Origin of the sequence: Euzebya sp. (genome assembly GCF_964222135.1) — a bacterium.
Taxonomy (GTDB): domain Bacteria; phylum Actinomycetota; class Nitriliruptoria; order Euzebyales; family Euzebyaceae; genus Euzebya.
In genome coordinates this window covers 1-12,930 of sequence record NZ_CAXQBR010000057.1, presented here as the reverse complement: position 1 = coordinate 12,930, position 12,930 = coordinate 1, and the positions used below count along the sequence as shown (strand labels likewise).

The following is a 12,930-nucleotide window of genomic DNA, read 5'->3' as shown; positions in this document are numbered from 1 at the left end:
CCCCCCCCCCCACGTCCAACCCCGACCGAGGAGCAGCGGACGTGGACCGACCGATCGGCGTGTCGACCTGGGTGTGGACGTCCCCGCTGGACGACCGCGACCTCGTCCAGCTGGCGACGAAGGTGGCCGGCTGGGGGTTCGACGTGATCGAGCTCCCCGTCGAGTCCCTCGGTGACTGGGACCCCGTCCGCGCCCGCCGGGTGCTCGATGACCTCGGGCTCGGAGCCACCGTGTGCCTGGTGATGGGGGAGGGGCGGGAGCTCGTCGCCACGGACGACGCCACCCGCCGGGCGACCCAGGACTACCTGCGGGGGGTCGTCGACGTCGCCCACACCGTCGGCGCGTCAGCCATCGGCGGACCGGCGTACGCGTCGGTCGGCCGGACCTGGCGGATGGGGGCTGACGAGCGCCGGTCCGCCCTGGCCGAGTGGGCCGAGGCCCTCGCGCCGGTCGCCACGCACGCCGGCCAGGCCGGTGTCAGGATCGCCATCGAGCCGCTCAACCGGTACGAGACGTCGTTCCTGACGACGATCGGGCAGGTCCTCGAGGCGATCGCCCCGCTCCCCGCGGACCAGGTGGGCGTCCTGTGCGACACCTACCACATGAACATCGAGGAGCAGGACCCGCCGGCCGCCATCCGCGCCGCCGGCGACCGCATCGCCCACGTGCAGGTCTGCGCGAACGACCGCGGGGCCCCGGGGGCGGACCACCTGGACTGGCCGGCGCTGGTCGCCGCGCTCGACGACGCCGGCTACGACGGTCCGCTCTGCATCGAGTCGTTCACACCCGACAACGCGAGCATCGCCACCGCGGCGTCGATCTGGCGCCCCCTGGCCGCGACCCAGGACGCCATCGCCACCGAGGGCCTCGCGCACCTCCGCCGCCTCGGGGCCTGACCGGACCGACCCGCCCGCTCACGCACGGATCGACTCCGGCTCCCCTCACCCTGACCACGGATCGACTCCGGAAGACAGGTGACGGGGCCCGCCCACGCACATCTGTGGGCATCACCGCAGGTCACGGCCGCGGGCGCCGTCGTGGCGGAGTCGATCCGTGGGTCTGCGGAGTCGATCCGTGGGGTGTGCGCGGGTCACCGGCCGCTCGGCGCGCGCGATGCGTTCGTCGAGCTGGCCGACCCCACCCACCCCGGCGCGGTGGTGGTGCAGCGCCATGGGGGCGATCCGGGAGCGGCTGGCTGCCCTGGCCGCCGACGCGGCCCTCCCGGACCCCGGACGCGTCGCGGACGACCTGGTGGTGGTCTACCAGGGGGTGCTGACGGCGTTCATGGTCGACCCGGTGGCCGTCGCGGTCGACCGGGGCCGGGCGCTGGCCCGGCGGGTCGCCGTCGACCAGTAGGCGCCAGCGGGTCGAAGGACCTCGCCAGCCGGGCCGTTGGGCCTTGTGAGGTGCCAGGTGCGGGGGCCAGGATCGCCGCGGTGTCCACTGCAGCGACCGAACCCGCGACCGAACCCGTGACCGCTCCGGGGCCCTTCGACCCCCTCGACTCGTTCCTCCGCCGCGCGCGCTACGCCCAGGACCAGCTGATCGAGGCGCTGCACGTCGCCCAGGACCTCTACGGCCACCTCTCCGACGAGGTGCTGATCCACCTCGCCCGCGAGCTGCGCATCCCCGCGAGCCGCGTCTACGGGGTCGCGACCTTCTACCACCTGTTCAGCTTCGACCCGCCGGGCGCCCACACCTGCACGGTGTGCACGGGCACGGCCTGCTTCGTCAAGGGCGCCGACGACATCGTCCAGGCCGTCCAGACCACCTACGGGGTGGCGCCGGGCGGCACGACCGCCGACGGCGACCTCGGCCTCAACACCGCCAGGTGCCTGGGGTCCTGCGGGCTCGCGCCGGTCATGGTGCTCGACGGCGAGGTCCGCGGGCACCAGAACGTCGAGGACGCGCTCGGGTTGATCGCGGACGCGGTCGAGACCCCAGCGGTCGAGGAGGTGCCCTAGTGGCGAAGCGCATCGACCTGCACGAGGTCGCCACGCGCGAGGTGGAGGCCCGGAGCCGCTACCCCTGGCGCATCAAGGCCTGCGGCAGCACCTCATGCCTCTCCGCCGGCGCCGCGGGGGTGCGCGCGGCGATGGACGCCGAGGTCGAGGCGGCCGGCCTCGGCCACGACGTCCAGGTGGTCTCCACGGGCTGCATGGGGCTCTGCAGCCGCGGCCCGCTGGTGCGCGTCGAACCGCGCGGCGGCACCCCGACGATGTACCAGGAGGTCGATGCCGCCGCGGGCGCCTCGATCGTGGCCGACGCGGTCGTGGACCGGCAGACCCCGGCCGCCACCCCGCTCGACGAGTCGATCCCGTTCTTCGCCCGCCAGCACCGGGTGGTGCTGGCCAACGCGGGCCGGATCGACCCGGACCGGCTGGAGGACTACGTTGCCGAGGGCGGGTACCGCGCACTCGAGAAGGCGCTCGAGGGCGACCCGCGCGACGTGGTCGACGCGATCGTCGCGAGCGGCCTGCGCGGGAGGGGCGGCGCGGGGTACCCCACCGGCCAGAAGTGGGGCCTGCTCGCCGACGCGCGCGGCGAGCACAAGTACGTCGTCGCGAACGGCGACGAGGGCGACCCCGGCGCCTACATGGACCGCACGATCATGGAGGACGACCCCCACCGGGTCCTCGAGGGCCTGATGATCGCCGCCTACGCCACCGGCGCCGACCGCGGCTACCTCTACGTCCGCGCGGAGTACCCCCGCGCGATCGAGCGCCTCGACCGCGCGATCCGCGCCGCGCGTCGCCACGGCCTGCTCGGCAGGGGGATCCTCGGCAGCGACTTCACCCTCGACATCGAGGTGCGGATCGGCGCGGGTGCGTTCGTCTGCGGCGAGGAGACCGCGCTGATGGCCTCCATCGAGGGACGCCGGGGCCTGCCGGTCCTCCGACCCCCGTACCCGACCGAGCGCGGCCTGTGGGGCGACCCGACCATGATCCAGAACGTGGAGACGCTCGCGAGCGTCCCCTGGATCGTCGCCAACGGCGCCGACGCGTTCCGGGCGATCGGCACCCCCGACAGCCCGGGGACCAAGGTCTTCGCCCTGGCGGGCGACCTGGTCGACATCGGGCTGATCGAGGTGCCGATGGGCATCCCGCTGCGCGACATCGTGTTCTCCATCGGCGGGGGGATCCCCGAGGGGCGGGGCTTCAAGGCCGCCCAGACCGGCGGGCCCTCCGGCGGGTGCATCCCCGAGGCGTTCCTCGACACGCCGGTCGACTACGAGAGCCTGCGGGCGCTCGGGTCGATCATGGGGTCCGGCGGGCTGGTGGTGATGGACGACCGCGTCTCGATGCCGGAGGTCGCTCGGTACTTCATGGAGTTCTGCCGGGACGAGAGCTGCGGCAAGTGCGTGCCGTGCCGCACCGGCACCGTCCAGCTCCACGGCCTGCTCGGCAAGATCTGCGAGGGGCGGGCGACCCGCACGGATCTCGCGACCCTCGAGTCGCTGTGCCGCACCGTCCGCGACACCAGCCTGTGCGGGCTGGGCCAGACCGCGCCCAACCCGGTGTTCAGCACGCTCGAGCACTTCCGGGACGAGTACCTGATGCTGCTGACCGACTCCGAGGTGGTCCATGGCTGACGCCCCGACCCGTCCGCGCCCGCCCCGGCGGTCGCGCGGCATGACCGTCACGATCGACGGCCAGGAGGTCCCCGCGACACCGGGTGACACGGTGCTCGACACGGCACGACGTGCCGGCATACCGATCCCCACCCTCTGCTGGCTCGACGGGCTGAGCGTCCACGGCGGCTGCCGGGTCTGCGTCGTCGAGATCGCCGAGCAGCACCGGCTGGCCCCCGCCTGCGCCACGACCGTGGTCGACGAGATGGAGATCACCACCGCCTCGCCGAGCCTGGTCGAGCACCGCCGGCGGCTCGTCGAGCTGCTGCTCGCCGAGGGCAACCACATCTGCAGCGTGTGCGTCGCCAACGGCGCGTGCGAGCTGCAGGACCTCGCCGAGTCCCTCGGCATCGACCACGTCCGCTACCCCTACCAGTTCCCCGAGCTCGAGCCGGACGCCAGCCACCGCTTCTTCGTCTTCGACCCCAACCGCTGCATCCTCTGCACGCGCTGCGTGCGCACCTGCGCGGAGATCGAGGGTGCCTTCGTGTGGGAGGTCGCCTCGCGCGGGGAGGGCTCGCACCTGGTCACCGACCTCGACCGCCCGTGGGGCGGGGCGCCGTCGTGCACCTCCTGCGGCAAGTGCGTCGAGTCCTGCCCGACCGGCGCGCTGTACCACAAGGGCAACGCGGTGGGCGAGTCCCGCCACGACGCCGACGTGATCGCCTTCCTGTCCGCCGCCCGCGCCGGCGGGTGGCACGACCGGGGAGCGCAGGCATGAGCGCACGTCCACGGGTGGCGACGGTGTGGCTCGGCGGCTGCTCCGGGTGCCACATGTCCTTCCTCGACCTCGACGAGTGGCTCTTCGACCTCGCCGAGGCGGCTGACATCGTCTACGGGCCGCTGGTCGACGCGAAGGAGTTCCCGACCGACGTCGACGTGACGCTGGTCGAGGGCGCGGTCGCCAACGTTGACAACCTCGCGATGGCCACGCGGATCCGGGAGCGCAGCCGCCTGGTGATCTCCTTCGGCGACTGCGCGGTGACGGGCAACGTGACGGCGCTCCGCAACCTGCTGGGCGACCCCCTCCCGATCCTGCAGCGCGTCTACGTCGACCGACCCGACGGGGGAGGGGCGCTGCCCGACGGCGTCGTCCCCGACCTCCTCGAGACCGTCGTGCCCCTCCACCAGGTCATCGACGTCGACGCGTTCATGCCGGGCTGCCCGCCGTCCGCCGCCCGGATCCGCGCCGCCCTCGAGACCGTGCTCGCGGGCGACCTGCCCGCCGGCGGCCGCTTCGGGTGACGGCACCCACCGACCGGGAGTAGGAGCCCAACCGTGCACAACATCGTCGAGATCGACCCGGTCACCCGGATCGAGGGCCACGCGCGGATCACCGTGCACCTGGACGACGCCGGCACCGTCAGCGAGGCCCGGTTCCACGTGACGGAGTTCCGCGGGTTCGAGGAGCTCTGCAAGGGCCGGACGGTGTGGGAGATGCCGTCCCTGACCGCGCGGACCTGCGGGATCTGCCCCGTCAGCCACCTGCTGGCCTCCGCCCGCGCCGGGGACATGATCCTCGGGGTGGGCGTCCCGCCGGCGGGGGTGGCCCTGCGCAGCCTGGCGAACCTGGCGCAGATCATCCAGTCACACGTCCTCAGCTTCTTCCACCTGAGCGCACCGGACCTGCTCCTCGGGATGGATGCCGCCCCCGAGAGCCGCAACATCTTCGCGCTGATGCAGACCCAGCCGGACCTGGTCCGCCGCGGTGTGCGCCTGCGCCAGTTCGGCCAGGAGATCATCGCGGCCGTGACCGGCGAGCGGATCCACGGCGCGGGCATCGTCCCCGGCGGCGTGGCGGCTCCCCTCACCGGCGACCAGGTCGAGGCGATCGCCGCCTGGGTGCCCGAGGCGCGCGCCGCGGCGGTCGACACCCTCGAGCTGTTCACCACCCAGCTCCTCGACCGCTTCGCCGACGAGGTCGCGACGTTCGGTGCCTTCGACACCCTCTTCCTCAGCATGTGCGCGCCCGACGGGCAGTGGTCCCACGACGCGGGCGGGCTGCGCGTCGTCGACTCGACCGGTGCGATCGTCGCCGACCAGATCGACCCGGCCACCTACCGCGAGTGGCTGGGCGAGTGGGGTGCCACCGACAGCTACCTCAAATCCCCCTACTGGCGGCCCGCCGTCGACGGCACCGACGACCCGTCCGCCGGCATCTACCGGGTCGGTCCGCTCGCGCGCCTGAACGTGTGCGAGACCATGGGCACCCCCCTGGCCGAGGAGGCCCTGGTCGACTACCGGGAGCGCGTCGGCGGCATCGCCACGTCGTCGTTCAGCTTCCACCACGCCCGCCTGATCGAGGTCCTCGCCTGCGTCGAGCGGATCGAGCAGCTGCTCGCCGACCCGATCCTGTGCGACCCGCACGTCCGCGCGACCGCGGGGATCAACCGGCGCTCGGGCGTGGGCTGCTCCGAAGCGCCGCGCGGCACGCTCTTCCACGCCTACGACGTCGGCGACGACGGCACGATCGCCGGAGTCGACATGCTGATCGCGACCGGCCAGAACAACCTGGCGATGAACCGGGCCGTGACGCAGGTCGCCAGGGCCTACGTCACCGGCCCGGAGATCCCCGAGGGGACCCTCAACCGGCTCGAGGCGAGCATCCGGGCGTTCGACCCGTGCCTGTCCTGCTCGACCCACGCCATCGGCCAGATGCCGCTGGTGGTGACGTTGCTCGACCACGAGGGCCACGAGGTGCAGGTGGTCCGCCGCGACTGACCGCACGGGTGTCCTCGTCGTCGGCTGGGGCAGCGAGCTGCGCTCCGACGACGCGGCGGGCCGACGCGTCGCCGAGGCGGTGCACGCCCGCCGGCTGCCCGGCGTCGTCGTGCGGTCGACCACCCAGCTGCTGCCCGAGCTCGCCGCCGAGCTCGGCGGGTGGCGCCGCGTCGTGCTGGTCGACGCCCGCCCGGCCGACTCCGGGGGGGTGGTGGTCCGGCCGCTGACCGCCGACGGGTCGCCGGACGGGGTGACCACCCACCACATGGATCCCCGCGGCCTGGTGGGGCTGGCCGGGGTCCTCGGCATCGCGGTCGGCGAGGTGGTGCTCGTCACGGTCCCCGCCGCCGATCTGTCCCTGGGGACGGGGTTGTCGCCCGCCACGGCCGCAGCGGTCGACGAGGCGGTGGCGGTCGTCGCGGACCTGTGCCGTGACGCCGGGGCCACCTCCGGGACGGCCTGACGCACCGGGCGGGGCGGGGGCCGAGGGTCCCTGGTCGACAGGGCCGATCGGCCGGTGCGGCGGTGCCCCCGCGATCGCACAGTGCGGAGCTGTGAGACTCGAGATCACCCGGAAGACCGACCTGGCGCTGCGGGCGCTGCAGCTCCTGGCGCGCGCCGAGGGTCGGGTGAAGGCCCGCGACATCGCCGCCGACATCGGCAGCACCCCGGGGTTCACCACCCAGGTGCTCGCCCCCCTCGCCCACGCCGGCTGGGTCTCGACCGCCTTCGGGCCGACGGGCGGCTACGCGATCGAGGCGCCCGGCCGGACCGGGTCGCTGCTCGCCCTCATCGAGCTGATGGAGGGACCGGTCGCCGACGGCCGCTGCGTCCTCGAGGACGGCCTCTGCATGGCCAGCGGCCCGTGCGCGCTGCACGAGGCCTGGGACGCCGCGCGGACGGCGATGGTGGGCGCGCTGGCCGCGCGACCGGCCGTCCCGCCGGCCGGGGGAGAGGGGTGACGACGCTGCCGATGGCCGGCGACACGACCCGACCCTCCCCCTCCACACCCTTCGCCGACGTCCGGCCCGTCCTCGTCGTCGCCGGCACCGCGCTGGTGGCGGCGGCCGGGTGGAGCGTCGCCGCCGACCACCTGCCCGGCGGCCGCTGGGTCGTGGTCCACCTGTTCACCCTCGGGGTGCTCACCCCGCTCGTGCTGGGGTTCAGCCAGCACTTCAGCCGGACCCTGACGCGCTCGCCAGAACCCGCAGCGGCCCTCGCCGTCCCGACGGCGCTCGGCGCGACGGCCGTCCTGGTCGGCCTCGTCAGCGGGTGGACCTGGCTGCTCGGCGCCGGCGGCACGGTCCTGACCGTCCTGGTCCTCCAGGCCTACCGCCGGCTCCGGCGCATGCGCACCGCCGCGGTCGGGGCGCGGTTCGCGTGGATCGTCCGCGCCTACGAGCGGGCGCACGGCGCGTTCGTCCACGGCGCCCTCCTCGGCATCCTGATGGGCGTCGGGGTCCTGTCGGGCCCGTGGTACGCCGCGGCCAGGGTGGCCCACCTCCACGTCAACGTCCTCGGGTGGGGTGGCGTGACCCTGCTGGCGACCGTGGTCTTCTTCGGCCCCTCCATGGTCCGCGCCCGTATCGCCGACGGGGCCGAGGAGCGCGCGTTCACCGCCATCCGCCGCGGCACCACCGGCTTGAGCGCCGCGACGGTCCTCCTGCTCGCCACCGGCATCGGGGGAGGGGCGGGGACCGCCGCGCGCCTGCTCGCCGCGGTCGGTCTCGCCGTGCTGGCGTGGGCGGTGACCGTGGTGTGCCGACCGGTCGCCGTGGTCGCGCTGACCGCCCGCCGATCGGCGACGTGGGGGCTCGTCGCCGGCGCGGGGATGTGGTGCCCCCTCGCGGCGTGGGCCGACGTCGCCGTCGTGGCGACCGGTCGGTGGGAGCTGCTGACCGCCATCGGGGTCACCGCGCTCGTCGGCGTGCTGGCCCAGTCCGTCCTGGCCACGGTCCTCCACGTCGGACCGCTGCTGCGAGACCGTCCCGTCCGCCTCGCCGTCGTCGCGCGGCTCGAGCGGTGGGCGGTGTCCCGGGCGGTGGCGTGGAACGTCGGGACGACCGCCGTGGCCGCTGCCGCCTCCGGCGCGCTGGACGGCGCCGCCGGCAGCGCCGTCGTCCGCGGTGGCTTCGCGCTCCTCGGCGTGGTGGTCCTGCAGACCGCGACGTCGATCGCCGGCCCGGTCCGCGACGCCGGCCCGCGCTGAGCGGGTCCGGACACGCGGACCCGGACCGAAGGTCCTTCGGCCCTGCGCACCGGGGGCCTGGCGGCCCCTCCCCCGGGCGCCGCACCGGAGGAGCATGCGGACGGGACCGCCACCGCAGACGGTCCGAGAGGAGTTGGAGATGACCGCCGCAGAGACGCCCGTGGTCCACGCGCTCGCCCCCGCCACCCCGATGCTGATCGACCGGTACCTGCCCACCTTCGACGTCACCCTCGTCGAGCACCGCGTGGTCGAGGCCGATGTCGAGACCACGTGGGAGGCGCTCGTCGACCTCGACCTGATGACCGTCCACACGCCGCTGCTCGACGCCGCCTTCGCGGTGCGGGCGATCCCCGCCGCGCTCAGCCGCCTCGTCGGTCGTGAGCCGACCGCCGAGGAGCCGCCGCCGGCCACCCTGAAGCTCACCGGCGACGGGGCCGGCCTGCCCGGCTGGCTCCCGCTCGGCGAGGTGCCGGGATCCGAGATCGCCCTCGGGGCGATCGGCCGCTTCTGGCAGCCCGACATCACCTGGTACGACACCACCGAGGTGACGCCGGAGGGGTTCGCCGACTTCGACGAGCCCGGGTGGGGACGGATCGCCGCGAACTTCTCGTTGCGGGCGTACGGCGAGCACCGGACGCTGATCTCCTACGAGGCGCGGACGCGGACCGACGACGCGGACGCCGCCCGGCGCTTCGGGGTGTACTGGCGGATCATCCGCCCGTTCGTCGGCCACATCATGGGCGCTGCGCTCGACGCAGTCGGACGGGACGCCGAGGCGCGGGCGGTCGCCGCCTAGCGCCTCGAGGACGTCGCCGGCCCTACGCGGTCGGCGCGGTGATCGGGGGCTCCGTGACGGCCGGGTCCCCCGGTCGCCGCCGGTGCTGGGTGGCGACGCGGAGGTCGGCGATGGCCTGCTCGATGCCGCGCGTGAGCACCGGCAGGTCCTCGGCGTGGGCGAACTCGCCCGTCGCACCGACGAACACCTGGCCGTCGTAGCTGAGCACCGCGACGCCGAGGCGGACGCCCTCGGCCACCGGGACGTACGGGTACCAGGCCAGCGCGCGACGACCCAGCAGGTGCAGGGCGTGCGGGGGCCCCGGGACGTTCGTCACGACCGTGGTCACGTTCCGCTGCCCGAACCGGTCGACCAGCGCCGACGTGGCGTGCATGATCGGGCCGAGCACCACCGACGGGACCGCGCCCGAGGCCTGGACGATCGCCGCGGACGCGTCGACCTCGCCGGACGCCTTCAGCGCATCCATCTCGGCCTGCACCGCCCGCAGGCAGTCGAGCGGGTCGCCGACCTGGGTCGGGAGGGTCGCGAACACCGCGGCGACGCGGTTGTCGAGGTGACCCCTCGCGCCAGTGGCGCGCGTCGACACCGGGATCAGGGACCGCACGACCGCGTCGGGCTCGCCGCGGTGGACGAGCAGGTCCCGGAACCCGCGGGTCACCGCGGTCAGCAGCACGTCGTTGACCGTGCCGCCGACGGCCTGGCCGATCGCCTTGACGGTGTCGAGGTCGGTCCACGCCGTGTCCCACCGGCGGTGGGACGTGAGGGGGCCCGAGAGCGAGGACGGGGGCACCGGCCGCCCGAGGGCGGTGATCGTGCGCAGGCCGCGTCCGACGGTCGCCGCGGCGCGGCCCGCGTCCCGCGGGTGGCGCACGGCACGTCCCGCGGCGCGGACGGACCCGGCCGCGCCCGCGAGGCGGTCGCCGACGGCCTGTCGCACGAGCGCCAGCCGGCCGGGGTCGGGCACCTGCCGGGCCGTCTCGGACGTGGTGGTCGCGGCATCCGCCGTGGCCGGTGCCGGGTCCATGATCGCCATCGTCAGGTCGGTGCCGGCGACGCCGTCGACCATGCAGTGGTGCACCTTGCTGACCAGCGCCCAGCGACGGTCCTCCAACCCCTCCACCACCCAGGTCTCCCACAGCGGTCGCCGGCGGTCCAGCCGCTGGCCCATGACCCGGCCGACGAGGGCGTCCAGCTCCGCCGTGCCACCGGGCGGCGGCAGCGCCGTCCGACGCAGGTGGTACGCCAGGCAGAAGCTCGGGTCGTCGACCCACACCGGCCGGTGGAGGCCGAGGGGCACCTCCCTGACCACCTGGGTGTAGCGCGGCAGCCGGGCGAGCCTCGCGGCGTAGGTGCGGGCGAGCTCCTCGAACGGCGGTGCGGGACCCTCCAGGATCAGGACCGAGCCGATGTGCATGAGCCCGGCGGTGTCCTCGACGTGCAGGAACCACACGTCGAGGGGGTTGAGCCGGTCGGGTGCGGTGCGAGCGGTCATGGCACCTCCGCGGTGGCCAGGCGGCGGATCTCGTCGAGGAGCCCACCGGCGATGCGGTCGGGGTCGGGGACCATGGCGGGGTCCGTGCAGATGCCGACGAACACCTGCCCGGCGTAGGAGAAGATGGTGGCGCTCGTCCCGATCGATCCGGACTGGGGCGCCCAGGAGAGGATCCCGGCGACGGGGTGCCCGGCGACGGAGACGCGGTGGCGGGGCCCGGGCACGTTGGTCAGCACGAGGGACGCCTTGTCGCCGTAGAAGCCGACGAGCAGACCCTCGATCATCCGCGGGCTCAGGCCCATCGCGGCGAGGAGCCCGAGCGACGTGACCGCCTGGGCGGACCCCTTGATGGCGTCCATCGCGTCGCGGACGGCCCGGAGCCGCTCGTCGGGGTCCCGCTCGCCCACGGGCAGCGGGCACAGGACCAGCGCGAAGTCGTTGCCGAGGGTCGACGGGACCGGCAGCCCCGCGGCGCGCATGCTGACCGGCACCATGGCCCGGATCCGCTCCGCCGGCGTCCCGACGTCGTCGAGGTACCGGCCGATCGCGCCGCTGAGGGCGGCCATCAGCACGTCGTTGACCGTCGCGTCCCGGTCCCGCGCGATCCGCTTCACCTCGGCGAGGTCGAGGGGGTCGGACCACGCCACGACCTTGCGACCGCTCTGCGGGCCGCGCAGCGCGGTCGGCGCGTCGCGCCCGGTCAGCGTCTCGACGGCGATCGCGTCGAGGATCCGCGCGCCCGTGCGGGCTGCCCCGGCGAGCCGGGTGGGGTGGGTGGCCAGCTCGAGGCCGGCGTGGGCCAGCTCCGCGACGCGTCGCAGGCCGTCGGGGTGCGCGACCGGCGGCTGAGCCGGGGTGTCGTCGTCCACCAGCGCCATGAGCACGTCGCCCAGCGAGATGCCGTCGGCCATGCAGTGGTGGATCCGCTGCACGACGGCGGCCCCGTCGCGGTAGCCGTCGACGATCCACGCCTGCCACAGCGGCCGCCGCCGGTCGAGGTCCTGGCCCATCACCTCGCCGACGAACGTGCGGAGCGCGGCATCGTCGCCGGGGTGCGGCAGCGCCACGTGGTGGAGGTGGGAGGACAGGTCGAAGTCGGGGTCGTCGACCCAGCGGGGCCGGCCGACCTCTGAGTCGACGACCCGCTGGCGGAACCGCGGGTAGGCGTCCACCACCCGGGTGCGGATGGCATCGGTGATCGCGGACGCGTCGACGGGCTGGTCGAACCACACCACCGAGGTGATGACCATGAGGTTCGTCGGCTGGTCCATGTGCAACCAGGCCGCGTCGACGGGGCTCATCCGATCGCTCATGGCCCGATGCTCTGCGCAGGGGCGCGGCCGCGGAGGTGCCGATGGTCCCGGCACGCCGAGGGCTGATGCCCCTGTGGGACCGGGTCACCCGCCGGACCGGGTCGCGCGGCGGACCACGGCGATGCAGCCGACCACCATCGCGATCCCGACGACCAGGATGGTCGTCGACAGGCTGAAGACCTGCGGGGCGACGTCGTAGAGCACCTGGCCGGCGAAGGCGACCGCGACGGTGCTGGCCGCGACCGCCTCTCCGGTGCTGCGGCGCAGCCACGCGCCTGCGGCGACGCCGGTGACGACCAGGGCGGTCGGCACGACCAGCCACGTCGCGGCACCGGTGGCGAGCACCGCCTGGGTCGAGCCGAGCAGCAGCACGACCGACGTCGCCCAGGTGGTGCGCCACCGCCGGGGACCGGCGGCGATGAGGCCGATGGCGGCGGAGGAGGTGACGAGCGCCACGGCACCGGCGCGTGCCGGCACCTCGAGGCCGGCCAGCGCGGCGGCGGAGAACCCCGCGACGGCTGCGCTGACGACCGCGCACGCGAGCGGCCCGTCCCGGCCGGTGCGGTGCGCGGCGGCCCCGGCCATCGCGGTCGCCGCGGACGACGCGGCCAGCAGGGGCAGGTGCGCCCGACCCCCGGCGATGACATCGGCCGACACGTACGACGCGTAGGTCGCGGCGACCCCGGTCATCCACCACAGAGCGGTCGAGAGGTTCGCCGCCAGCCGGTCGTCGCCGCGGTCGAGGTCGCCGACCACCGACGCGGCGAC

At 74.7% G+C, this 12,930-nt stretch carries 13 protein-coding genes and 1 pseudogene; 11 read left to right on the top strand and 3 right to left on the bottom strand.

The window, feature by feature from the left end; all coding sequences use genetic code 11:
* The first annotated feature begins 41 nt into the window (after positions 1-41).
* From ACEQ2X_RS12630 to ACEQ2X_RS12580, 11 genes and pseudogenes are all read left to right on the top strand, one after another.
* Positions 42-896 (top strand): sugar phosphate isomerase/epimerase family protein, encoded by an 855-nt coding sequence (locus ACEQ2X_RS12630; RefSeq protein WP_370326169.1) that lies wholly within the window; start codon positions 42-44, stop codon positions 894-896.
* A gap of 274 nt (positions 897-1,170) precedes the next feature.
* Entirely contained in the window at positions 1,171-1,356 is a 186-nt protein-coding gene (locus tag ACEQ2X_RS12625) for a hypothetical protein (protein ID WP_370326168.1), read from the top strand.
* Positions 1,357-1,436: 80 nt separating this feature from the next.
* The gene (locus ACEQ2X_RS12620; RefSeq protein ID WP_370326167.1) at positions 1,437-1,964 is read left to right on the top strand and encodes an NAD(P)H-dependent oxidoreductase subunit E; all 528 of its coding nucleotides are present in this window, start codon (positions 1,437-1,439) and stop codon (positions 1,962-1,964) included.
* Positions 1,964-3,592: an NADH-ubiquinone oxidoreductase-F iron-sulfur binding region domain-containing protein gene (locus ACEQ2X_RS12615; RefSeq protein ID WP_370326166.1), complete on the top strand. Its 1,629-nt coding sequence runs from the start codon at positions 1,964-1,966 to the stop codon at positions 3,590-3,592. The genes ACEQ2X_RS12620 and ACEQ2X_RS12615 overlap by 1 nt, the downstream gene beginning before the upstream one ends.
* Entirely contained in the window at positions 3,585-4,352 is a 768-nt protein-coding gene (gene hoxU / locus ACEQ2X_RS12610; protein ID WP_370326165.1) for a bidirectional hydrogenase complex protein HoxU, read from the top strand. The genes ACEQ2X_RS12615 and hoxU overlap by 8 nt, the downstream gene beginning before the upstream one ends.
* Positions 4,349-4,876, top strand: coding sequence for an oxidoreductase (locus ACEQ2X_RS12605; protein ID WP_370326164.1), 528 nt, complete (start codon positions 4,349-4,351; stop codon positions 4,874-4,876). Before hoxU ends, ACEQ2X_RS12605 begins: the two co-directional genes overlap by 4 nt.
* A 33-nt stretch (positions 4,877-4,909) precedes the next feature.
* Entirely contained in the window at positions 4,910-6,352 is a 1,443-nt protein-coding gene (locus ACEQ2X_RS12600; protein WP_370326163.1) for a Ni/Fe hydrogenase subunit alpha, read from the top strand.
* Positions 6,353-6,377: 25 nt separating this feature from the next.
* Positions 6,378-6,815, top strand: a pseudogene (locus tag ACEQ2X_RS12595) (hydrogenase maturation protease); the annotation flags it as partial.
* 91 nt (positions 6,816-6,906) lie between these two features.
* A complete protein-coding gene (locus ACEQ2X_RS12590) occupies positions 6,907-7,314 on the top strand; it encodes an Rrf2 family transcriptional regulator (protein ID WP_370326162.1) in 408 nt (135 codons plus the stop codon).
* Positions 7,311-8,561 (top strand): hypothetical protein, encoded by a 1,251-nt coding sequence (locus ACEQ2X_RS12585; protein ID WP_370326161.1) that lies wholly within the window; start codon positions 7,311-7,313, stop codon positions 8,559-8,561. Before ACEQ2X_RS12590 ends, ACEQ2X_RS12585 begins: the two co-directional genes overlap by 4 nt.
* A 139-nt stretch (positions 8,562-8,700) precedes the next feature.
* Positions 8,701-9,357, top strand: coding sequence for a hypothetical protein (locus ACEQ2X_RS12580; protein ID WP_370326160.1), 657 nt, complete (start codon positions 8,701-8,703; stop codon positions 9,355-9,357).
* A gap of 22 nt (positions 9,358-9,379) precedes the next feature.
* Here ACEQ2X_RS12580 and ACEQ2X_RS12575 read toward each other — a convergent pair whose 3' ends face one another.
* The 3 genes from ACEQ2X_RS12575 to ACEQ2X_RS12565 form a co-directional block, all read right to left on the bottom strand.
* On the bottom strand, positions 9,380-10,849 hold the full coding sequence (locus tag ACEQ2X_RS12575) for a wax ester/triacylglycerol synthase family O-acyltransferase (protein ID WP_370326159.1): 1,470 nt from the start codon (positions 10,847-10,849) through the stop codon (positions 9,380-9,382).
* Positions 10,846-12,162: a wax ester/triacylglycerol synthase family O-acyltransferase gene (locus ACEQ2X_RS12570; RefSeq protein WP_370326158.1), complete on the bottom strand. Its 1,317-nt coding sequence runs from the start codon at positions 12,160-12,162 to the stop codon at positions 10,846-10,848. Before ACEQ2X_RS12570 ends, ACEQ2X_RS12575 begins: the two co-directional genes overlap by 4 nt.
* A gap of 84 nt (positions 12,163-12,246) precedes the next feature.
* The coding region (locus ACEQ2X_RS12565; RefSeq protein WP_370326157.1) for a hypothetical protein at positions 12,247-12,930 on the bottom strand (684 nt) is incomplete at its 5' end.

Bases quoted from the DNA above. Each gene is read 5' to 3' on its own strand.
- ACEQ2X_RS12625 (WP_370326168.1), top strand. From the start codon at position 1,171: ATGGGGGCGATCCGGGAGCGGCTGGCTGCCCTGGCCGCCGACGCGGCC.
- hoxU (WP_370326165.1), top strand. From the start codon at position 3,585: ATGGCTGACGCCCCGACCCGTCCGCGCCCGCCCCGGCGGTCGCGCGGC.
- ACEQ2X_RS12605 (WP_370326164.1), top strand. From the start codon at position 4,349: ATGAGCGCACGTCCACGGGTGGCGACGGTGTGGCTCGGCGGCTGCTCC.
- ACEQ2X_RS12580 (WP_370326160.1), top strand. From the start codon at position 8,701: ATGACCGCCGCAGAGACGCCCGTGGTCCACGCGCTCGCCCCCGCCACC.
- ACEQ2X_RS12575 (WP_370326159.1), bottom strand. From the start codon at position 10,849: ATGACCGCTCGCACCGCACCCGACCGGCTCAACCCCCTCGACGTGTGG.
- ACEQ2X_RS12570 (WP_370326158.1), bottom strand. From the start codon at position 12,162: ATGAGCGATCGGATGAGCCCCGTCGACGCGGCCTGGTTGCACATGGAC.